The 22958-nt window shown below is 57.9% G+C and carries 17 protein-coding genes and 1 tRNA gene; 12 read left to right on the top strand and 6 right to left on the bottom strand.

Features of this window, described 5'->3' with window-relative positions:
• Nucleotides 1-595 precede the first annotated feature (595 nt).
• Nucleotides 596-1132: a GH25 family lysozyme gene (locus tag QFX05_RS01060; protein ID WP_279740180.1), complete on the bottom strand. Its 537-nt coding sequence runs from the start codon at nt 1130-1132 to the stop codon at nt 596-598.
• Between the two features lie 518 nt (nt 1133-1650).
• Entirely contained in the window at nt 1651-2223 is a 573-nt protein-coding gene (locus tag QFX05_RS01055; protein WP_049354549.1) for a flavodoxin domain-containing protein, read from the bottom strand.
• A gap of 516 nt (nt 2224-2739) precedes the next feature.
• Between QFX05_RS01055 and pyk the strand changes: the two genes are divergently transcribed.
• Nucleotides 2740-4203 (top strand): pyruvate kinase, encoded by a 1464-nt coding sequence (gene pyk, locus QFX05_RS01050; protein WP_279740175.1) that lies wholly within the window; start codon nt 2740-2742, stop codon nt 4201-4203.
• A gap of 229 nt (nt 4204-4432) precedes the next feature.
• On the opposite strand, the gene QFX05_RS01045 is transcribed toward pyk, so the two are convergent.
• Nucleotides 4433-4512 (bottom strand) — tRNA-Leu (locus QFX05_RS01045).
• Between the two features lie 311 nt (nt 4513-4823).
• On the opposite strand from QFX05_RS01045, the gene ffh reads away from it, so the two are divergent.
• From ffh to QFX05_RS00995, 10 genes are all read left to right on the top strand, one after another.
• A complete protein-coding gene (ffh, locus tag QFX05_RS01040) occupies nt 4824-6401 on the top strand; it encodes a signal recognition particle protein (protein WP_279740173.1) in 1578 nt (525 codons plus the stop codon).
• A 118-nt stretch (nt 6402-6519) separates the two neighbouring features.
• Nucleotides 6520-9192, top strand: a complete 2673-nt coding sequence (locus tag QFX05_RS01035) for a YqhG/Tai3 family protein (RefSeq protein WP_279740171.1) — start codon at nt 6520-6522, stop codon at nt 9190-9192.
• A 12-nt stretch (nt 9193-9204) separates the two neighbouring features.
• Nucleotides 9205-9690, top strand: a complete 486-nt coding sequence (locus QFX05_RS01030; protein ID WP_279740169.1) for an NUDIX hydrolase — start codon at nt 9205-9207, stop codon at nt 9688-9690.
• A 310-nt stretch (nt 9691-10000) separates the two neighbouring features.
• Nucleotides 10001-10423, top strand: coding sequence for a 30S ribosomal protein S16 (rpsP, locus tag QFX05_RS01025; RefSeq protein WP_005505689.1), 423 nt, complete (start codon nt 10001-10003; stop codon nt 10421-10423).
• Between the two features lie 2 nt (nt 10424-10425).
• Nucleotides 10426-10671, top strand: a complete 246-nt coding sequence (locus QFX05_RS01020) for an RNA-binding protein (protein WP_005505691.1) — start codon at nt 10426-10428, stop codon at nt 10669-10671.
• A gap of 236 nt (nt 10672-10907) precedes the next feature.
• A complete protein-coding gene (gene rimM, locus QFX05_RS01015; protein WP_279740166.1) occupies nt 10908-11570 on the top strand; it encodes a ribosome maturation factor RimM in 663 nt (220 codons plus the stop codon).
• A gap of 3 nt (nt 11571-11573) precedes the next feature.
• Nucleotides 11574-12518 carry a tRNA (guanosine(37)-N1)-methyltransferase TrmD gene (gene trmD / locus QFX05_RS01010; protein WP_279740164.1) on the top strand — a complete coding sequence of 315 codons (945 nt, stop codon included), beginning with the start codon at nt 11574-11576 and terminating at the stop codon, nt 12516-12518.
• A 207-nt stretch (nt 12519-12725) separates the two neighbouring features.
• Nucleotides 12726-13013 (top strand): antibiotic biosynthesis monooxygenase family protein, encoded by a 288-nt coding sequence (locus tag QFX05_RS01005; RefSeq protein ID WP_279740163.1) that lies wholly within the window; start codon nt 12726-12728, stop codon nt 13011-13013.
• 809 nt (nt 13014-13822) lie between these two features.
• A complete protein-coding gene (gene ettA, locus QFX05_RS01000) occupies nt 13823-15502 on the top strand; it encodes an energy-dependent translational throttle protein EttA (protein ID WP_070831151.1) in 1680 nt (559 codons plus the stop codon).
• 290 nt (nt 15503-15792) lie between these two features.
• Nucleotides 15793-16368: an HdeD family acid-resistance protein gene (locus QFX05_RS00995; RefSeq protein ID WP_135007788.1), complete on the top strand. Its 576-nt coding sequence runs from the start codon at nt 15793-15795 to the stop codon at nt 16366-16368.
• A 134-nt stretch (nt 16369-16502) separates the two neighbouring features.
• Here the strand turns inward: QFX05_RS00995 and QFX05_RS00990 are convergent, their stop codons facing one another.
• Complete coding sequence (locus tag QFX05_RS00990; protein ID WP_279740160.1) at nt 16503-17411, bottom strand: acyl-CoA thioesterase; 909 nt, start codon at nt 17409-17411, stop codon at nt 16503-16505.
• 218 nt (nt 17412-17629) lie between these two features.
• Between QFX05_RS00990 and QFX05_RS00985 the strand changes: the two genes are divergently transcribed.
• Entirely contained in the window at nt 17630-18493 is an 864-nt protein-coding gene (locus QFX05_RS00985) for a transcriptional regulator (protein WP_279740158.1), read from the top strand.
• Between the two features lie 547 nt (nt 18494-19040).
• On the opposite strand, the gene QFX05_RS00980 is transcribed toward QFX05_RS00985, so the two are convergent.
• On the bottom strand, nt 19041-20201 hold the full coding sequence (locus QFX05_RS00980; protein ID WP_279740156.1) for an SGNH/GDSL hydrolase family protein: 1161 nt from the start codon (nt 20199-20201) through the stop codon (nt 19041-19043).
• A 203-nt stretch (nt 20202-20404) separates the two neighbouring features.
• On the bottom strand, nt 20405-22954 hold the full coding sequence (pepN, locus tag QFX05_RS00975; protein WP_279740155.1) for an aminopeptidase N: 2550 nt from the start codon (nt 22952-22954) through the stop codon (nt 20405-20407).
• Between the last annotated feature and the right edge of the window lie 4 nt (nt 22955-22958).

Below are 22958 nucleotides of genomic sequence, written 5' to 3'. Positions count from 1 at the left end.
TGTTTTAGTGCCGGGTTTTTGAGAGCCGTTATCGTAAGGGGCTGAAAATCTGTGTGAGTACTATGTTCATAAACGTAATATGTACGGGAATTTATTTTGAAAATATCGGAGAATATCTCAAAATTCCCACCAAATTAGTTCATTAGAGTACCTTATTTGACGTCTATTGACCTTAAAATACATACTTACATTGTAAACATTTAATCACTGGTTGAAGTGTAATATTTGCCTAAAAGATAGGTTTCGAACGCCCCTGCGCATACCCTTGATGTATCGGGATGTAACGTGTGAAGGTTTCGGCCTCCTAGATATAGATTCCTTCTCCCAGAACGTTATACCCGGGTGAATTTCAGCATCTTCGTACCGTGCCGTTATTCACCATTGAGTCCTTACTTCCGGCCAGGCACCCCTCTAAGATACCTGCGGAAGAGGTCTCAGAAAGATTAGTGTGGGCCCCACGGACATAGTCAATGGGGACTATGTCCGCCACACTAATCCGAAATTCTTGGACGATACCGCACCAACGCTTTGCGGCGGCGCACTGCCTCGACATAAATTTATCTGCAGGCACGGGTAATATAGCCGAGTTCTCTACTCACTCGGTACCCCACCCGCTACAGAGCACATCTTGATTTTTGTGTTGTTCAAAAGATGCGTCCCGTAGCGAAAGAACGAGGGGCACCTCTGCCAGGTGCCTCTCGTTCTTATATGTGCGTTTTATCGTTGAGTAGATTCCACGCCGTTTAGTACCTGACGCGCTCTTTGGTAGATTCCACGCTGCGCGGTCCTGGCCGTTCACCCAGTTGCGGTGCACCGCGTTGGGGTTCTTCGCCAGAGCCTTCAGATCATTCACGGTGCCGAGGAAAAAGTTCGAGTCACCCACGAACGGGCCGGAGTTGGTGAACTGCCACATGCTGTAGCTGCTCCAACCCGCCGGAATTGCATCGACCACGGTCGAGTAGCTTGCCAGGTGCAGCGGCAGAGTGCCGAACTGCGCCGAGCCGTTGTACTGCTGAGCAAAGTAGGGGTTGGTGTAGTAGGTGCTCTCGGTCGCTTTCGCGTAGGCAAAGCGGGAATCTACGGCGTAGGCACTCACCCAGTTCACGTTCTGCTGGTGTGAGGAGACGTCCATGCCGAGGGTTCCGCCGGAAGGAATCTAGAAGGAGCGGCCTTGCGCCAGCGCTTGACCGGATGCCAGGCCCTGACCAGCCGCCAGACCCTGTGCGGAGCTCCGGGTTGTGGAAATACCGCTCAGAGTTGTGGTAAAAGCGGGGGAGGTGGCACCGGTTCGTGTGTTCATTACTGTGCGGACCGCACTATCGGGCGACTGTCTGTCGAGGTGTCTGTCGGAGGTGTCTAGCGCGGTGTGATTGGCCTGAGGGAATACCTCTTGGAGCGCGAAGGAAGGGGGGGTGGGCCGCACACACAAAGACCCACCCCCTCAGCGTCCGGCTACTGTTGGGGTGCGGCCTCGCATCCAGCATCCGGAGTTACATGGCCGATGCAGGAGAGATGAAGAGTCATCGACCACGCTATGGTGCCTGTTGGCACGTTTATCTCGGTGAGCCCCGCCCGACCTCTCGGCTTCTTACCGTGCCTATCCGAGAGGGGCGGGTGGGGGTCAACGAAAGCTAGTGAATCCTGAAGGATTTAGAGGAACTTCGCGATGTCCTCAATCAGCGGCTTGAGAGTCTCGCGGTCGATGTACTCAGCCTTGCCGGTCTTGTAGCATTCGAGCATCTGCTGAATACCTTCGTTGGGGTGCGGGTTCGCCATGAGCCATGCGCGTACCGGGCCCTTCAGTGCGGTCTTATGAGCCAGTGAAATCTTGTCGAAGTCGATACCGCCACGCAGGTGGTAGACGGGGCGACCTTCGGTGAGTTCAGGCGTGTAGCTCTTGGCGACGGCCTTGTCCAGCAGCTTCTTGGAGTATTCACCGGTGAAAGAGACGGTGAAGAATGCGGTGCGGTTCTTCTTGGGTGCAATAATCGGCAGAATCTTCTTGCGAAGTGCCGGTGCCCCGTTGAGGAATCCACCGTAGTCGCTGCCGGCAATTACGAAAGCGTCGAATGCCTCTGCCTGCTCGGGGGTGACCTTGGAAGCGGGGACAGTCTCAACTTCGGGAGCCTGCGGGAGTGCACGCAAATCTTCTGCCAACCAGGTGGCGTACTGTTCGGTGTAGCCGTAGGTGGAGCCGAAGATAATCAGCACGCGAGTAGTCATCTGTGAACCTTCCAGATATATTTCGCATTTCAAATACTAATTATGGGTTCCAATATAGGCTAGGCGCGCGAAAATGTGAAATCGCCTAGCTCTTGGATGCCCTATCTATTTTCTCATAGCCCAGTCTGAGTGTCTCTATGTTTTTGAAATATGCTCGAACGTTCTCGAATGTAACTAAATATTGTGCAGTAGGGGCTATGCATGAGTAAAAAGTACCCTAATCTACTTTCCGGGGAATGAGGGTGAATGGGGTGACGGTTGGCTCCCTCTGGTGTGTCCAGTGGGGAGGGGTAAATAAAATGCGATGTGAAACACTATTCTTCAAGTGGAAAGAGTTGGGTGAGGCATACCCAACTAGAGCCAAAACGCCTATAATTAAGAAGGAACCCCACGCATCTGGCACGTGGTGACCTGTTAGAGCACGTGGGAATAGTTGGGAATTTTGACGTTAGTCTTCCCTGGAAAATCAGCGTGAACCCTAGAGGTCACGCAAAACAATACACAAAGGTTAGGTACATGAGGCGCGCAAAAATCGTTGCAACCATCGGTCCGGCAATCGAATCCCCCGAGAAGATTTCCGAGGCAATCAAGGCTGGCCTGAACGTCGCCCGTCTGAACATGAGCCACGGTGACCACGCCGAGCACCAGGGGCGTTACAACACTATCCGTGAAGAATCCGCAAAGCTCGGTAAGGATGTTGCAATCCTCGCCGACCTGCAGGGCCCCAAGATTCGCCTCGAGCGTTTCGCCAACGGTAAGGAATACCTTGAGCCCGGTGCAGATTTTACCATCACCTCCGAAGACGTTGAAGGTACCGCAGAAATCTGCGGCACCACTTACAAGGGCCTGCCCGGCGACGTAAAGCTCGGTGACAAGCTCCTGCTCGATGACGGCAAGATTCGCCTCGAAGCAATTGAGGTCACCCCCACCACCGTTCGCACCCGCGTGATTGTCGGCGGCCCCATCTCTAACAACAAGGGTATTAACCTGCCCGGCGCAGCAGTCTCCCTGCCCGCGCTGACCGAGAAGGACGCAGACGACCTGCGCTTCGCACTGAAGATGGGTGCAGACATTATTGCACTCTCTTTCGTTCGTACCGGTGCAGACGTTGACCCCGTCCACAAGATCATGGACGAAGAGGGCATCCGCGTGCCCGTTATCGCAAAGATTGAGAAGCCCCAGGCAGTTGAGAACCTGCAGGACATCATTGACAAGTTCGACGGCATTATGGTCGCTCGTGGTGACCTCGGTGTTGAGCTACCCTTCTCTGAGGTTCCCCTCGTCCAGAAGAAGGCTATTGACATGGCACGCCGCTGGGCAAAGCCCGTCATCGTGGCAACCCAGGTGCTCGAGTCCATGACCGACAACCCCGTTCCCACCCGTGCAGAGGTTTCTGACTGCGCTAACGCAATCCTCGACGGTGCAGACGCCGTTATGCTCTCCGGTGAGACCTCGGTCGGTAAGTACCCGATTCTGACCCTGCAGGCAATGGCTGCAATCGTCAAGGACACCGAAAAGGACGGCCTGTACCGCGTACCTGAGTTGGACCGCAAGCCCCGAACCCGCGGTGGTGCAATCACCCGTGCAGCAGTGAACATCGCAGACCAGCTGGATGCAAAGCTCATCGTAACCTTCACCCAGTCCGGTGACTCGGCACGTCGTCTGGCACGTCTGCGCCCCGAGACTCCGATTGTTGCGTTCACCACCAGCTCGAAGGTTCGCTCCTTCCTGTCCATGCTGTGGGGTGTTGACGCTGAGCAGGTTGAGATGATTACCAACCAGGAAGATATGTTCCACTACGTGGATGAGTACCTGCTTGAGAATGGTCTGGCAGAAGCTGGCGACCTGGTCGTCGTTGCTGCTGGTGCTCCTGCAGGCCACGCAGGTACCACCAACATGGTGCAGGTACACCGCGTCTCCGGTGCTGAGGGGGAGCGTGAGGACCTGCGTCCTTACGAGGAGAACGAGGTCAAGCGCTAAGCCGCTAACTCTTTCTGAGTGAATTTTTGAGGGGTAGCTCGGATTAGTTCCCGGAACATACTGCCCGATGTATAGAAATCTCCGCCCGGTCGTGAACTATTATGGCTGGGCGGAGGTTTCTTATGCTTACGGGTGTTTACCTTCGGCTGGCTATGCGAAGGTATGGGCATGCACAGGTATAGAAAAAGCGGCGGGAAAGTTTTAAACTTTCCCGCCGCTTCAGTATGAGTGCCCGAGGTGGGACTCGAACCCACACTCCGAAGAACCTGATTTTGAGTCAGGCGCGTCTGCCAATTCCGCCACTCGGGCGTATCACGCACTAGTGCGTAACACCTTTAGAATTCTAACCCAGGCTGCCTAGAAAATCTAATTCATCTGACATGTTGAGGGTACTACGGGGTGCGGAGCGTCTGTTGAAGGTATTTGCCGTGCTTCTGATATGCCTTGGCTAGAGGCGCCCCTCGGTCTAAATCCTGAGCTGAGGGTGAACCGGTGGAGCTTATCCACAGGTGGAGGCGGGGGAGAAAGCGCTCATCCTGTATCCTTAAAGACTGACTAACCATCCCCGTTCGCCTTCGCGGCTGGGGGCCACCTCAACGTTAAGAAAGTGATCACGGCTCGTGTTCAATTCTCTCTCAGACCGCTTGACGGCAACTTTTAAGAACCTGCGCGGCAAGGGCCGCCTCTCCGAGGCAGACATTGATGCAACCGTCCGCGAAATCCGCCGCGCCCTGCTCGACGCTGACGTCGCTGTCCCCGTGGTCCGCGAATTCACCGCCCACGTGAAGGAACGCGCTCTCGGTGCGGAAGTTTCCGAGGCGCTGAACCCCTCCCAGCAGATCGTCAAGATTGTGAACGAGGAGCTGGTGAATATTCTCGGCGGCTCTACCCGCCGCATCAACATGGCGAAGAGCGGCCCGACCATCATTATGCTGGCGGGTCTGCAGGGTGCTGGTAAGACCACCTTGGCTGGCAAACTGGCTCACTGGCTGAAGGGCCAGGGCCACACCCCGATGCTGATTGCATCCGACCTGCAGCGCCCCAACGCGGTGACTCAGCTGAAGGTCGTCGGCGAGCGCGCGGGCGTGCCCGTGTACGCGCCGCACCCCGGTGTGACCAGCGAGTTTGACGTACCCACCGGCGACCCCGTGCAGGTGGCGCGTGACGGCGTAGCTGAGGCTCGCGCTAAGCTGCACGATGTGGTCATCGTCGATACCGCGGGTCGTCTGGGTGTTGACGCTGAGCTCATGCAGCAGGCACGTAATATCCGTGACGCTATTGAGCCGCACGAAGTTCTGTTCGTCATCGATGCGATGATTGGTCAGGACGCCGTGAACACTGCTAACGCCTTCAACGAGGGGGTGGACTTCACCGGCGTGGTCCTCTCTAAGCTTGATGGTGATGCCCGCGGTGGTGCGGCACTGTCGGTGGCTTCGGTTACCGGCAAGCCGATTATGTTCGCGTCCACCGGTGAGAACGTCACTGACTTCGAGCAGTTCCACCCGGACCGTATGGCAAGCCGCATCCTGGATATGGGTGACATCCTGACTCTGATTGAGCAGGCTGAAGCTCAGTGGGATAAGGCTGAAGCCGACCGCATGGCGAAGAAGTTCATCGATCAGGAGGACTTCACGTTTGAGGACTTCCTGGCTCAGATGCAGCAGATTCGTAAGCTCGGTTCCATGAAGAAACTGCTTATGATGATGCCCGGTGCGGCTCAGATGCGTCAGCAGCTTGAGGCTTTTGACGAGCGCGAAATTGACCGCGTGGAGGCGATTGTTCGCTCCATGACCCCGCACGAGCGTGTGGCTCCGCGCATCATTAACGGGTCTCGCCGTGCCCGTATTGCTAAGGGTGCGGGTGTAACCGTGTCTGAGGTGAACCAGCTGATGGAGCGTTTCGCTCAGGCTCAGAAGATGATGAAGAAGCTTGCTTCGGGCAAGATGCCCGGCATGCCCGGTGGTATGCAGATGCCCGGTATGGCGGCTGCAGCCGGTGGCGCTCGTAAGAACGCGAAGAACAACAAGAAGAAGAAGGCTCGCTCCGGCAACCCGCAGAAGCGTGCGGCTCAGGAGGCGGCAGCAGCTAAGGCACAGCAGGCCCGCGCCGGTGCTGCATTCGGTCAGCAGGCTCAGAGCCAGGAGATGGATCTGTCCAGCATGAACTTGCCGAAGGGCTTCGAGAAGTTCCTGCAGTAAGAGCAAATATGAGCCCCGGTAAGGGGTGGTACGGGTGCGCACGTGGTGACGGGGCGCACCCGTACCGGTATGGTGCCCGGGTTGGGTATATGAACGGGTGTGTGAAGGGAAGGTATCAATGGCTCAGAACGAGCAGAATTGGAATCGAGAGAACGCGGATGATCAGCTGGATGAGCAGGTCATGCCGTGGTCTCAGCGCGCCTTCGCTGATGACGCTGTAGAGGACCCCGCCGGCGAATCTGCAGTTGAGTCTGCAGCTGAGCCTGTAGCTGAGGAGGGCTCGCTGGGCTTCTCCGATGCTCCCGCAGAGGGCAGTGAAGACGACCTTTCAGGTGACTTTTCAAAGGACTTTGCGGATGGCTTCGACGATGGTTCGAGCATCCTTCCCGGGTACACCCCCGTCTGGGCGCGTATCGCCCTCGAGTACGGGGAGCACTCCGCCGAACTGACGGGCGACCTCATCTACTCCAGCGAGAGCGAAGACCCCGCCGTTGACGACGTTGCCGCAACCATCATGAACCTCATTCGTGAAGCCCGCAGCATACACGATGAGGTGAAGGCGGAAGACCACGATAAGCAGCGCACCTGGAACGACCGCACGAAGGTTGACCGCCTAGCCGCCGCCCTGGAGAGCGAAGAGTGGACCGTCGATAAGCTCACCGGCATGTGGGACGACGCCCCCGCACCCGCCGGAACCGGCGAATCGGATAACCCAGAGTACCTGCGCGCCCAGAATGAGGAGCGAACCGCTAAGAAGCAGCGCAATGAGCGCATCGAGCAGACCATGGAGCTGGAGGAGAACATTCAGCGCCGCCGCATCATGGCTCGCTCCACCACCGATGAGGAGCTGATTGTCGCCCTCATTGAAGCGACCGCCGCCTCCCCGGAACTGATTGCCTACGAGGTGGGCGAGCATCAGGTACAGCTCTACGTGCTGTGCGCCGTGGATGATGAAGGTTACATGAATGTGCTGGAGGTCGCTGACGGCCACCTGCACGTGGGTACTCCGGTTGAGGATTACGTGGCGCAGCTGGTGGATCAGCTGCCGGTTACCGGTGCCGCCCTTGAGGGTGAGGCGACCGTGTGGGAGGAACTGCCCAATGGACAGGGTGAGTTGGAGTTCCTGGTGGACGGCGACGCCGCCATGCTCATTGACCTGCCCATTGACATGATTACGGGGCTTCTTTTGGCGTACCTTCCTGCTGGTACCCGGCAGGTTGTTGCCGCGCCGGCGGGGGAGTGGACCCTCATTTCTGCCGATCCGGTGGATCTGATGGGCCTGCTGGGCCTGCTGAACTGTAACGCCCTGATTGCTGAGGGCAACGCGAACCAGCAGCACCTGGTGGTCTATGAGGAGCCTGCCCGTGAACCCTACTCGGATGAGGAGTGGTACCTGGAGGCGTTCGGCGAACCCTACGAGAATATCGTGGAGGAGTTCACCTGGCAGCGTGTCCCTAAGCGCCTGAACCGTGCTCTCAGTCGTGAGGAAATCGCACGTTTTGGCGGTGTGTTGGAGGACCTGCTTTCGGAGCTTCCCGGTAGCGCCCCGGAGCTGTCGGGTTCGAAGATTTTCGGTTCCGAGGAGGAGGAAATCGAGCAGGGTATCGCTAATGTCATGGCGATGTTTGGTGTGGAGGTTGACTCCATTACCAGTCGCCGCCTGAATGCGTACCTGCGCGATACGAGCAATACCTTAGCGTTGGAGTCGGTGCTGCAGCTGCTGGGTGTTCCCACGGAGCTGGCGCTGGTGCCGACCACCGGTTTTGATGTGGCGTCGATTAGTACGGCGCGCGTCTTCGGCAATGAGGATGAGGGCTTCACGCAGCCTGCAGATGCGGCTGAAACTGCCGATGTGTCTAAAGGTACGTTCTCTGAGGAGGATGAGGAGGTCGCACCTTACCCGGGCGGCTACACCTCGCCGCTGGATCGTAGCTACCGCCTCGTGGCGACTGGCCGCCGCGTGACTCTTGCCGAGTGGACGGACGCTATCAATAACGCTCATATTCCTTACGAGTACACCCACCTGGGTTCCCCGGAAGGTTCTGAGTCGGACTCTTTTGTGGAGACTGAAGAAGGCTACCTGACTCTTGACAGCGCCCTGCATGAGGCTGACTCCGCGGTGGATGAGGGGTATGGCATCGTATCGCAGGAGGTGATGGTGAGTCAGCAGGATTTCGAGGGTTCTGCTGGGCTCGTGCCTCAGAAGAACGCTGTGGTGAGTGAAAGAAATGAGCCGAATGCCCCGCAGATGAGTGCATCTCAGAGCTCCGCACCGCAGGGTTCCTTCGTGCAGAGCCTTGTACCACGTTCGCGCTGCAAGCGTCTGACTCCGGAGCAGATTCGTGCCAAGACCCGCCGCGTGGGCATTGCCCTCAGTATTGATGTGACGGCTCAGAGCGCTATCGCCTTGATCCTGGCGAATGTGGCACGCCGCCGTCGCGCTCAGGGTAAGGCGAGCCGTAAGTGCTCGGTGGCCGCAGCGCTCTTTGCTCTGAATGCCACCGTGGAATCTGCGCTGATTCCCACTGTGCTGCGTTCTTTTGAACGTACTCAGACGAAGAAGCATGCCCACACGGTGGCGGACGCTGAGCTGGTGCATCCGGGTGTTAGCGGGAGCGGTGAGCGCTCGACCAAGAAGCGCACTCTGATTGATGATTTGCGTGAGGGGCACTACCGCACGGTGGAGGATGCTACCCCGTCCACGGAGCAGGCACCCTCTGGACTGCGCGAGCGTGCCCTGGGTATAGTGCGTAGCATCAGGCAGCGTACTGCGAAGAAAACCGAACGCTAAAGGAAAGAAGCCATGAAGGATTCCTATCTGAGCAATGAAGAGCTGAAGGCTTTTATCGCCACCTTGCCCACGCGCCGTTTGGCGGCGGGCGCGCTGATTCGTAATGAGCGTGGCGAGATGCTGCTGGTGAAGCCGAACTATAAGGACGGCTGGATTCTTCCCGGCGGTACCGTGGAGGCAGGCGAGGCGCCCAAGCCCGGTTGTGAGCGTGAGATTACGGAGGAGCTGGGCCTGGGTGTGAAGCTGGGTCGTGTGTTGCTGATTTTCCACGGCCTGGCGTTGGGCGTGTGGGGCGATTCGACCTACTACATGTATGACGGCGGCGTGATAGCAGCGGATACGAAGATTACCCTGCAGGATGCTGAGCTGGTGACCTACGAGTGGGTTGCTCCGGAGAACCTAGATGGCTACGTGCGTCCGTCGATGGTGGAGCGTCTGCGTGAGTGCTACCGCGCTCTAGAGACGGGGGAGACCCTGGAGATGAGCAACCTTGACTAGTGGCGGCTATGCTGCGGCTCGCCGGGCATAGCTATCTGAGCCGAGTAACAGCCTAATGACCGGGCACATCACGGGTGCATCACCGGGCACAGAACGCTGTTTAAAAGTGATGTTCGGTGCCTTGAGCAATTATTTTTCCGTGGCGCTAGCTTAAAATCTTGGGCTCTGATACCCTAGCTGAGTACCCGGCGACGCGCGACCCCTCTCTTCGCGCGCTGTTGTGTCCATAGAGGTGCCGTGAACGGCCCGCCCCACGGGTGCTGAACCGTGTGCCTCGCACCAATATTATGAAACAGGAGTAACCACTAAAGTGGCTGTTAAGATTCGTCTCAAGCGTATGGGTAAGATCCGCGATCCTCGTTACCGCGTCGTGATCGCTGATTCGCGCGTCAAGCGCGATGGTAAGACCATCGAAGAGATCGGTATTTACCACCCGACCGAGCACCCCTCGCGTATCGAGATCAACTCTGAGCGTGCTCAGTACTGGCTCTCCGTCGGCGCACAGCCGACCGAGCAGGTTCTGGCTCTGCTGAAGCTCTCGGGCGACTGGGCTGCATTCAAGGGCGAGAAGGCAGAGTCCAAGGTTCTGCCCGTTGAAGCTAAGGCTGAGTTCGTTGTTCCCGAAAAGGGTTCCGTGATCCTGCCCGAGGCTATCACCCCCAAGGCTGAGAAGGCTGAAGAGGCTGCTGAAGAAGCAGCACCCGAGGCTGAGGCTGAGGAAGCAGCTGAGTAATTATGTTGGCTGATGCACTCGAACACCTGGTTCGAGGGATTGTCGATCGTCCGGAGGACGTAAAGGTGCGCCTGCGCACCCAGCGTCACCGTGAAACCCTTGAGGTTCGCGTGCATCCGGATGACCTGGGCCGAGTTATCGGCAGGTCCGGTCGTACCGCCAAGAGCATCCGTCTGGTGATGGACGCGATATCTGATGGCGAGCCGATGCGTATCGACATTATCGACACCGACAAAAAGCGACGCTAGCTCGTAAACGCTTGAAGCCCCCGCTCCCGGAATTATTCCGGAAGGCGGGGGCTTTTGCGTACCCGTTTTCTCTGCGCGAGTTATTGCTGTGAGTTATCTGTACGAGCGCTCGCCCCGGTCACCGTGGAGGCGAGGGAGAGGCGGCAGAATGCGCCCGTCCTAAGTGCCCGGTAGAATAGTGGGAGCCGTGTACGCGCACGGCGTAGGTTTTAACTTGTATCCAGCGGAGGAAAATTATGCAGGTTGTGGTGGCTCGTATCGGTAAGCCTCACGGTATTCGTGGTGAGGTGACGGTTCAGCTCTTTACTGATGCCCCGCAGGAGCGTTTTGCCCGCGGTGAGGTGCTCGGTATCGAGAATTTCAAGCCCGGCTCTGCTGCCGCTTCGGTGGCGCCTACCGGTGAGCTGACGGTTGCCGGTGCCCGCTGGAACAAGAAGATTCTGGTGGTCCGTTTTGATGAGGTGACTACCCGCAACCAGGCTGAGGAGCTGCGCGGTAGCCGCCTGGTCTACGAGGTTCCCGAGGATGAGGGCGATGAAGAGGGCTTCTACGAGCAGGAGCTGGTGAACCTGCCCGTGTACCTGCTGGCGGACGTTCCCGAGGGTGAGAGCCCCGTGGATAACCCGGCTGTGGGCAAGCCGCTGGGTAAGGTGACCGGTCTGCAGACCATGCCGGTTCAGGATTTGCTGCTGATTAAGCTGGCTCGTTCGCCGCGTCTTGCATCCGGTGCGGGTGAAGAGATCATGATTCCTTTTGTTGAGGAGATTGTGCCCGAGGTGGTTCCCTCGACCGAGAATGAGCCCGGCTTTGTACTGCTGACTCCTCCGGCGGGTTTGATTGACCTGGTTGAGGATTCTGCCCAGGTGACTGAGCATTCGACCGAGCAGGCGGGGGAGTAGTCCGTGCGCTACGATGTGGTCACGATTTTCCCCGAGTACCTGGAGCCGCTGAAGCTGTCCCTGCTGGGTAAGGCGCGCGAGAAGGGCCTGGTGGACCTGCACCTGCACGATTTGCGTGAGCACACCTTTGACCGTCACCGCACGGTGGATGACACCCCGTATGGCGGTGGTGCGGGCATGGTGATGAAGGCGGAGCCGTGGGGCTTGGCGCTGGATGAGGTGCTTGCCGCCTCCCCGCTGAACGTTACCGAAGATGCTCCTGAGGGTGCTAAGTCTGAGGGTGCTGGGCCCGAGGCTGATACCCGCCCGCTACTGATTGTCCCGTCCCCGGCGGGTGCCGTTTTTGATCAGGCAATGGCGTACAAGCTGGCGGAGGAGAAGCATATCGTCTTCGCCCCGGCGCGCTACGAGGGCATTGACGAGCGCGTGCTGGACTGGGCGCAGGAGAGCTTCCGCGTGATGCCCGTTTCCCTGGGCGACTACGTGCTCTACGGTGGTGAGGTTGCAGTCATGGCAATGATTGAGGCTATCACCCGCCTGATTCCGGGTGCGATGGGTAACCCCGCCTCCCTGGAGGAGGAGTCGCATACGGGTGGTCTGCTGGAGTATCCGGTGTACACGAAGCCCGCCGTGTGGCGTAACCGTGAGGTGCCGGAGGTGCTGCTATCGGGTAATCACGGTGCGATTGCGCGTTGGCGTCGTGACCGTCAGATTGAGCGCACCCTGGAGCGCCGCCCCGACCTGTTGGAGGCGTACCCGGTGGAGCAGTGGGATAAGAAGGACCGCCGCTTCTTGGCTGAGCGTGGGGTGCATTTTGCGAACCAGGCGAAGGCTGCTCAGAAGAAGGCGAAGAAGAACCCCGCACCTCAGGCTGATGGTGTGGCTCAGACTGATATCGTGGCTCAGACAGCACAGACTGATACCGTGCAGACTCAGCCGGAATCCTAAGCTGAACGGGTGCTCGTGAGTGCCTTGTGATTCTCTGAACGGGGGTTAGCGTCATATAACTGTTAGTTGGTGCTAACCCCTATTTTTTGTGTCCATGAACCGTTATGCTGAGGTTAACCTCGCTAAGAGCATAGTCTACCTATAGCTGGCGCGAGGTTGTAACCCGCTTTCATTGTTGAAAGTACGTACTCAACAGAAGGAGGACATATGTCCGTTGTTAAGGTTCACCGTTTGACTGTCGTTGGCGACAACCGCGCTGAGCTGGAGAAGCGCTTTGCTGCTGCCCGCCACATTGCTGACTCTTTCCCCGGCTTTGAGGGGTTTGAGCTCTGGCGCCCCCTGGATGAGGGTGGCGACTACTTTGTGGTGACCCGCTGGGTTGATGAGGCAAGCCATGATGCGTACGCGGCGGCTCGTCGTGAGCGTGACCCCAATACTGTTGTCTCTCACGCTGATGGCACCATGAGCTTCGAGAAGGTGGAGTTCGGCGAGTAACCGGTTACTCGGGAGAACTACGGATAAACTCCACCGGTTATCGCCCTGAGTAGGGTTCTATCTCATTTTTATCTCAAACAGTGAGGGGCTGCACTAACTTTTCTGCATATTGCTTTAGGTGGGTATTAGCCCAGATGGAGTGATATAGGGAAGGTTTAGGGTGGCCCCTCCTTGATTTTTCAGGGGTTATAGTCCGCGGGTGTTTTGTCCTGGCTGGATATATGGGGTCGGCACTATAAAGCACCTGAAATGTGCTCAACGGGAACCGGTGGAATACCTCAACCTGAAAGTGACACCTTGATGCAAAAAGGTTATTATGGTTCCCGAGAGCACACATTCGTCCGTGCCGGTAGTTCGGGCGAAGACAGCGATCCCCTCTCAGCTATGTCGTATGATGTGGTTGAGTCACTCAAGGGAAATATTCAGCGCACCCATGTGAGCGCTTCCTCTCCATAGGAAGCTCTGGCAAGGGAGCCAACTCAACTATCACGTATTCACACAAGTGGTGCATGGTACAAAACCCCGCAATATATGGGATGGGAGCTTGGTGGTTCGAGCGTTCATCGTGGTTGATGACCCACCCAATGCGGATAGGAATGTGCTTTGCAAAGCGGGTGAGTAAGCCGGTGGTCCGGACCGGTGCTCACCCGCTCCGCCGTTAAGGACCGCTTTTCACACACTAGGCTCAGTGCTTCCTGCTTTAAGTCTTCTTGTGATAGCTTCGAGTATAGTGCCTGCGTGGTACTCCGCATAGCATGTAATCCAAAACTCTCGTACCCTCAATCGAATTCACGCTAAAATAGGTAACTATGGCTGAATTTATTTATCAGATGATCAAGGCCCGCAAGACTGTGGGTGACAAGGTCATCCTTAACGACGTGACGATGTCGTTCTTCCCCGGCGCCAAGATCGGTATGGTTGGTCCGAACGGCGCGGGTAAGTCGACCATCCTGAAAATCATGGCTGGCCTCGACCAGCCCTCCAACGGTGAGGCGCGCCTGACCGCAGGCTACAGCGTGGGCATCCTCATGCAGGAGCCGCCGCTGAACGAAGAGAAGACCGTTCTGGGCAACGTTGAAGAAGGCGTGGGCGAAATCAAGTCCAAGCTGGACCGCTTCAACGAAATCTCCGCCCTCATGGCTGAGCCCGACGCTGACTTCGACGCCCTCATGGAAGAAATGGGTCAGCTGCAGGAAGCTATCGACGCTGCTAACGCTTGGGACCTCGACTCCCAGCTGGAGCAGGCAATGGAAGCGCTGCGCTGCCCGCCCGCTGACATGCCCGTCACCCACCTCTCCGGTGGTGAGCGCCGCCGCGTGGCGCTGTGCAAGCTGCTACTGCAGAAGCCTGACCTGCTGCTGCTCGACGAGCCCACCAACCACCTGGACGCAGAGTCCGTGCTCTGGCTGGAGCAGCACCTGCAGTCCTACGAGGGTGCGGTCATCGCGATTACCCACGACCGTTACTTCCTCGACCACGTGGCCGAGTGGATTGCTGAGGTTGACCGCGGTAACCTGTACCCCTACGAGGGTAACTACTCCACCTACCTGGAGAAGAAGCGCTCCCGCCTCGAAGTTCAAGGCAAGAAGGACGCTAAGCTCGCTAAGCGCCTGAGCGAGGAACTGGACTGGGTCCGTTCCAACGCTAAGGGCCGCCAGGCTAAGTCAAAGGCTCGTCTGGCACGCTACGAGGAGATGGCTGCGGAGGCTGAGAAGACCCGCAAGCTTGACTTCGAAGAGATTCAGATTCCTCCGGGACCCCGCCTGGGTAACGTCGTTATTGAGGCTGAGAACCTGCAGAAGGGCTTCGACGGCCGTTCCCTGATTAACGGTCTGTCCTTCTCCCTGCCCCGTAACGGCATTGTGGGTGTGATTGGTCCGAACGGTGTGGGTAAGTCCACCCTGTTCAAGACCATCGTTGGCCTGGAGCCCCTCGACGGCGGCGAGCTGAAGGTCGGCGAGACCGTGAAGATCTCGTACGTTGACCAGAACCGCGCGAACATCGACCCGGAGAAGAGCCTCTGGGAGGTCGTCTCTGACGGTCTGGACTACATCCAGGTCGGCAACGTTGAAATGCCTTCGCGTGCGTACGTTTCCGCGTTCGGCTTCAAGGGCCCGGACCAGCAGAAGAAGGCGGGTGTGCTCTCCGGTGGTGAGCGCAACCGCCTGAACCTGGCGCTGACCCTCAAGCAGGGTGGTAACCTGCTGCTGCTCGATGAGCCCACTAACGACCTGGACGTTGAGACCCTCGCATCCCTGGAAAATGCGCTGCTGGAATTCCCCGGCTGCGCCGTGGTCGTCTCTCACGACCGTTGGTTCCTGGACCGCGTGGCAACCCACATCCTGGCGTGGGAGGGCACCGACGAGAACCCGGATCAGTGGTACTGGTTCGAGGGTAACTTCGAGTCCTACGAGAAGAACAAGATTGAGCGCCTCGGCCCCGAGGCCGCCAAGCCGCACCGCGTGGTGCACCGCAAGCTGACCCGATAGGGTTTAGTTCGGTAGCGAGCCCCGCCTCCTGCGCTGTTGAAGCGTGGGGAGGCGGGGCTTTGCTGTGCCCGCTAGATGCCATATGCGCTGGATGCCGTACGCGCTGTGTGTACTGGATGCTGCGCGCGTTGGCTGCTGTATGTGCTGGCGAGGGGAGGGTCGCGTGTTCGCCGGTAGAAATAGTTCGCTCAGTGGCGACCGATATATCGTGGCGGACTTCGTATTTACGGTTTATAATGGGTATGTGCGTAAGTACAACTGACACATGTGATTACGAAGAGAAGAGCATTATGCTTTCAAAATATAACTGGATGTCCTTGGTTACCGGTCTGTTGCTGATTGCAGCGGCAATCTACATGTTCGCCAATCCCGCTATTCCGCTGGTAGTTCTGGGTTATGTGTTCTCCATTTCGGTGTGGCTTGGTGGCGTGTTTGAACTGGTACGTTACTTCGGCACGCCAAAGCAGGCACGTACCGGCTGGGACCTGGTTGACGGCATCTTGACCGTGGTGGCTGGCCTGATTCTGCTGACTGCCTCGGTGGGTGCACAGGCAACCTTCATCCCGACCATTGTGGGTACGTGGATGATTATGTGGGCGCTGATTCGTCTGATGACTGCCCAGGGCGTGAAATACCTGAGCTACGCCGCCGGACGCCACCTGCAGCTCTCTGCTATTGGTACCCTTATTCTGGGCTTGCTCGTGGTGCTGTTCCCGATAATCTACGGCGTGGCGGCAGTATGGATGGCAGCACTGGGTCTTCTGGTGACCGGTCTGGTATTCGTGGGTGACTTCTTTGTTTCCCGCCGCACCAAGAGCACCGTGCACATTTCCCCGGACGGTGTGATTGACGGCGAAGCTAAATAAGAGCTTCCAAACGGCTTCTAGACCGTACACTAGAACATAAGAAAGACCGTGTGAGACAACCACCTCACACGGTCTTTCTGTATGCTCTGCCAGGTTCGCCTGACGCCTTCCGGTAGTCCTAGCGGTGCTCTGCTTTATCGATATTCCGGCAGGCGGAACATCATTTCCTGCGCCACGGTCGCCACCAGCTCACCGGAACGATTGAAAATCGAACCCTGCGCGAGCATCCTGCCGCCCTGCGCGCTCGGGGAATCCAGCACGTACAGTAGCCACTTATCGGCACGTGCCGAACGGTGGAACCACATTGCGTGATCTAGCGAGGCGCTCTTGAGGCCCGGCTCCAGCCAGAACTTGCCGTGACGGCGCAGAGCCGGCTCCAGCGGCAGGTAATCCGAAGCGTAGGCGATAGCGGCGCGGTGCTCCGCCTCCGACGCCTCAGAACCATCAGCATGCACCAGGCGGTCAAAGGTCTTGAACCACACGCAGGCACGCGGCTGTGTCGAGGAGGCATCCGGCTGAGTGTACAGGGGCGCATCCACGTGGCGCATATCAATCGGACGTTCCCACGCTACCGCCTGTGCAATGGGGTGGGGGAGCTGGCCCAGATAATCGCTGACCTTCGGAAGGGACTCGGGGTCCGGAACCTCCGGCATGGTGACCGCGGTGTGCTCCGGGCCGCGGCTATCCGCCTGGAAAGACATAATTGCAGAGAACATGGGCGCCTCATCCTGGAACACCTGCACGCGGCGGGTCGAGAAGGAACGGCTATCGTTCAGGCGCTGAGTGGCGAAGAACAGTTCACGCTCAATATCGCCGGGACGCAGAAAATAGGCGTGAATCGAGTGGATGTCCTTGCCCTCCACCGTGCGGTCGGCGGCAATAATCGACTGGGCAAGAACCTGACCACCGAAAGTACGCGGCTGCTCGCGGGTGAGCGTCACGCCGGTAGACACTTCATCACTACCGAAGGAGGCGGGCGCCGCCTCCACGGGGGAGAGGTCCAGCATCCGCATGAGGTTTTGGGTCACAGTGGGCTTGGTCATGGTTTTATTCTCGCACGTTTTCAATGAGCCGGTTTCTGGCGTAGAGTGGGAGAGCATACTCTGAGACAACCACGACAGGTTGATTCGGAACATTGACTAGGAACAACGGCCCGGATTATCGATCTGGATGAACAATCCGGAACGTTCCCCTAACACACCATCGCATATATCACCCACCAACTTGCCACCGAGCAGGCCAACGCCGAAAAGGAGCAGAAATGACTACGCCGTCTGAAACCACCCCTGACAATACCCCCGTGCAGGAGAACGCTCCCGAACAGAACAGCGCACCGAACGCGGCAGCACCTATTGAGCTCAAGTACAACCCCCACGAAGGCGTGGAGGAACCCTACCTGATTCTGCCCGGCGGAGCCCAGGGGGCCGCAGTGGTTAAGGACCTTGCCACCTACATTTCTCGCGCCCTGGCGGTGAACCCGGACGCCGTTATCCGACTGACCGCGCGCGGCCGCGTGGTGGCGGTATTCGCCTGCTCCCTGGAGCCGGAGGACGCATCCTCGGATACCCCGGTCATCATGGGTCTGCGTGCCCTGCATCTGCTGGCTGACTCCACCCTGGACATGACTGTTCAGGCGCAGGCGCTGCTGGACCGTCTGGCACATCTGCAGAAGCAGGCAGAAGAACAGCGCAACGAAGGGAACCCGCAGCTGGTGCTGTTCATGCCGCCGGTGACCGTCAACGCTAGCTGGGCAGGTAAGTCAGCCCCGCTCAGCGGCTGGTACGAGGTCGGCACCGTCCCGGTTGAAGAGTTCCACCGGGCCACCGCAGAAGGCCTGGAGGCGGTAGAACGCGCCCTGCCCGAGAACCCCGGCGCCGCGGTGCTTTCCACGGTGCGCTCTCGTATTTGGTCCTCCGATATGGTGCTGGAGTACCTACCAGAATTTGATATCGTGCTTGTACCGACCGGTGCAGCATTTGCCCTGCGCGTGTTCGGTTTCATCCCGGAAGGCTTCACGGGTGATCTGCCGCTGTTCGCGGCGCATGTAGGTTCGGAAGAGTGGCTACGCATTGTGGCGCCCGCCGGTATGGTGCTGGTGCGCCGCGGTTCCGGTTCGCTGCTCTAAACCGCTCCTTGAGACACTTGTTGACTCTTTACGCTGGTGGCGTGGGATTTTCGCCTGCACCACCAGCGGTTTTTCTAGACGCATTAAAATAAAGATGACGAGCTTAATATGATGCTCGATGAGGCATTACTTTACAAAAATAGGGTTTTCTAGAAAAAACACGCCCTTTCACCGGGGCATCTTTGACACGCCGATTACCAGCTACACCGCACGGGAACTCTTCCGCAGCACCCTAACCAGGCGTATCCTTCCCGTACAGATCGAACGTGAGACCTTTATGGATCTGATGGCAGTCAACATCGACGGTACTCTTGCCAGTAACCGAGATTAGATGGACAAATACCTGACCGGTCTCTTCGCCAGCTACTGCCGATTCTTCAAGGCGATTCGCCACGCAACTGTTAACGTTGAAGTTGCTGACCGTATTCGCGACATGGCGGTATAAACGGGAACAGGTCAAACAAATGAGGCGCCGGAAGGCTTGAATCCTTCCGGCGCCTCATTTTTGATGCTATATGCGTTGATTGAAGCTGATGTACGCAGCTGATTAGGCGGTGCCGAGCAATTCACGCAGGCGAGTTGCAAAGGGTACCGCCAGCTTGTACTGTGCCTCATCCTTCAGGTGCACGCTATCAGCCATGTCACCCTCAGCCAGATAAATGGTCTGCCAGCCCGCGGTGTCCATGAATAGTACACCAGTCTCGCGGGCACCCTGCTGTGCGACCTCGTTCGCCACGTGACGCTTATGGGCCAGCTGCTTATCCGGTGCAGACGCCTCATCCATAGACACCACGCCACCGAGCACAATCTTCGAAGACGGGTACATGCGTCGCAACTGCTCAATGACCTGAGTCTGGTGCGCGTTCACGTGCTCACGAGCCTTCGTCTCATCCTCGTGAATATAAATGTCGTTACCGGAGGCATCCAGATAAATCACGCCGGGGTTACCGCTCGGTAGAGCCCAACGGCCACCCATCACACCCTGATAGTAGGAGGGGCATGCACCGTCGCGGGCGATCACAAAACCCACGCCGCCGCAACGGAACAGATAAGGAATGAAACCTGCCTGCTTCAGACCCAAACCAACCCATGAGGTTGAGGTCACCTGCGAGTCACCAATCACCAGGGCATCCTGAGCGCCCAGGATGTTCGCGTTACGCGGCAGACCATTCGCCTTATCCCAGTAGAGTTCAGCCTTCTCAAACTTGGTGTACAGTACGCCGTTCTCGGATCGCCAGCTCACCGGCAGACCCTCCCAAGCGGCAAAGTCGCTGTACCCGCGCTGCTTCCACCAATGCTCGTAGACACCGGATTCCACCGCAACCGGACCGTACTTGGGGGTGTACATGACCACGCCACCCTTGAACTGCTGAACCAGCATGTCGGCGGTATCAGCGGAGGTAGAGAACGGCACCTGAGCCTCGCTGGTTGCCTGCGCCCCCTCCTTGCCGAAGGCGTTCTGTGCGGTGCGTTCCATCTTCTGCGCCGGGGTGGTCGGTTCCGGAGTCGGCTCGGGGGAGGGGGACTCACTCGGGCTTTCCTGCGCTGACTGGGTAGGATCAGCACTCGCCGCAGCAGTTGCGGCGGTGCTACCAGGTGAGTTGAAGCCTCCTGCGGAGTAGTACACGCCAACAGAACCGGTGGCAACCACAGCAAGGATTGCGCCGGTCAGAGAAACTTTCGCGATAGGAGACTGGATAGAAGGCATGCACAACAGTATACGATAGCCGCAACCCCAAGTAGAGAGCCTTTGAAGGATAATCAAATGAAAATAACAAAAAATATGCACCGCAGTGACAAGATTTTAAACACTTGATGCAAAACGTCCCCTCCCACCCCAGAACGGGGCAGAAGGGGACGAACAAAACCTATGAGAGCAGACGGTCAACCCACCTCAACTCACAAGCATTGTTAGATGTCAGCAGCCTGAACCTTCAAGGCACGAGCCACGCCATCACGTGCCTCCGCAATCTGACGGTACAGAGCCGCAGCATCATCAGGTAAAGAAGCCAAGTACGACTCAGTGCGCTCCAACAGCTCAGCAGTCGGCTCGCTCGGGTACATGCCGCTAATAATCTGCATGGAAATCTCATGCGAACGCGAACGCCAGATACCCTCAATCTGCTCGAAATACGGCTCGTGGTACTGCTTGATCAGCTCGGGCTTGCCGGACTGGAAACCAGAAATAGCGTAACGCTGAATCATGTTCGACAGCTCGCCGGTAACCATAATCTTATTCCAGTACTCTGCCTTTGCCTCAGCAGAGGGCATGGAAGCGTACGCCTGAGCAGCATACTGCTGGCCGTTAGCGGTGTTGTCGTTCTCCAGCTCTTCAGCGACCTGCTCCGCGGTGAAGCGGCCACCGGTTGCCAGACGGCACACCAGGTTCCAACGCAGGTCAGCATCAATGTCCAGGCCCTCAAGGGCCAGCTCGCCCTCGAAGAGGCGCTGCACGTTGTCGTACTGCACCTCGGTGCGGGTCTGGTTGATAAACGCCTGCACCAGCTGCAACTGAGCATCCGAATCGGGCTCTGCGGCGTTAGCCAGCTCCCACAGACGGTCAGCAGCACGGCGGCGAGTCTCCTCACGAGCCTCGGGAGCCACGAAGGAGTGCAGGGTAGCAGACAGGTTGTTAATCTGGGTGCGCAGAGCGGTGGAGTTGGTCTCCTGACCGATGTTGTTCAGCACCAAGTCAACGTACTTGCGTGCTGGCATCTGAGCGTCACGCACGGTATCCCAGAGCGAACCCCAGACTACGCCGCGAGCCACGGAAGAATCAATGTCACCTAGGTGCTTGATCGCGGTCTCGATGGAACGCTCATCCAGGCGAATCTTTGCGTATGCCAGGTCCTCATCGTTGAGCAGTAGCAGGTCAGGACGCTTCTTGCCGAGAGCCTCCTCAACCACGGTCAGCTCGCCGTCAATGTCCAGCTCAATGCGGTCGGTACGGGTCAGCTTGCCGTCTACCAGGTTGTAGAAACCAATGACGGCACGGTGCGGGCGCAGAGTCTCGAAGCCCTCAGCGTAGGACTGGCGAATACCCAGAGACGAGATGTTACCTGCCTCGTCGTTCTCAACCTCAACAGCCAGAGTGTTTACTCCAGCAGTCTCAAGCCACTTAGCGCTCCACGCGCGTACGTCACGGCCGGAGGTGCGCTCCAGCTCAACCAGCAGGTCATCCAGAACGGTGTTACCCCAGCTGTGCTTATCGAAGTACACCTTCAGCGCAGCCATGAAGTTCTCCTGGCCGACCCACGCCACCATCTGACGCAGCACCGAAGCGCCCTTCGCGTACGTAATACCGTCGAAATTCACCTGGACATCGGCAAGGTCACGAATCTCAGCCACAATCGGGTGAGTCGAAGACAGCTGATCCTGACGGTAAGCCCAGGTCTTCTCCGAAGCAGCGAAGGTAGCCCACGCCTCCTTGGCGTAGCGAGTGTTCTCCGCAGCAGCCAGAGTCGACATGAACTCAGCGAAAGACTCGTTCAGCCACAGGTCGTTCCACCACTTCATGGTGACCAGGTCGCCGAACCACATGTGAGCCAGCTCGTGCAGAACGGTGATAGCGCGGCGCTCACGCAGAGCCTCCGCAACCTTGGAGCGGAAGACGTAAGTCTCCAGGTAGGTCACGCAGCCAGCGTTCTCCATTGCACCTGCGTTGAACTCGGGCACGAACAGCTGATCATACTTCTCGAACGGGTACGGGGTCTTGAACTGCTCCTCGTAGAACTCGAAGCCCTGACGGGTCAGCTCAAACATGTCCTCAGCATCCACGAAAGGCATGAGAGACTTACGAGCGTACACGCCCAGCGGAATCACGCGACCCTCAGAGTTAGTCAGTTCGCTGGTGACCTTCTCGTAGGGGCCAGCCACAATCGCGGTAATGTACGAAGACATGCGCGGGGTTGGCTTGAAGAACCAGGTCTTCGCACGGCCGCAACCGCATTCCTTATCCTCAACCTTCACCTCGGGCTGGTTCGACACAACCACCCAGTGCGAAGGAACACGCACAATAAACTCGAACTCAGCCTTCAGGTCGGGCTGCTCGAAGACCGGGAACACTCGGCGGGAATCCGGCACCTCAAACTGGGAGTACAGGTACACTTCGCCGTCGGCGGGATCCACGAAACGGTGCAGGCCCTCACCGGTGTTGGTGTAGAACATCTCTGCATCAATGACCAGGGTGTTCTCAGCAGCCAGGTTCGGCAGCTGGATGCGCTCGCCGTCAGCCAGCTCGGTGCTCAGCTCTTCACCGTTGAGGTTAATGGACTTAACTGAGGAGGTAATCGCGTCAATGAAGGTGGAGGTACCTTCCTGAGCATCGAAACGGATTTCAACCTTCGAGGAGAAGACGTCTTTGTCCTTCGGCAGGTCGAGTTCAATACGGTACGAGTGCACACGCTTAATAATGGATGCGCGTTCGATTGCCTCATTGCGGGTTAGGTTCAGGCCGGGCATACAG

This window comes from Rothia similimucilaginosa (assembly GCF_029850875.1).
GTDB lineage: Bacteria > Actinomycetota > Actinomycetes > Actinomycetales > Micrococcaceae > Rothia.
This window is presented reverse-complemented; position numbering and strand designations above follow the sequence as displayed.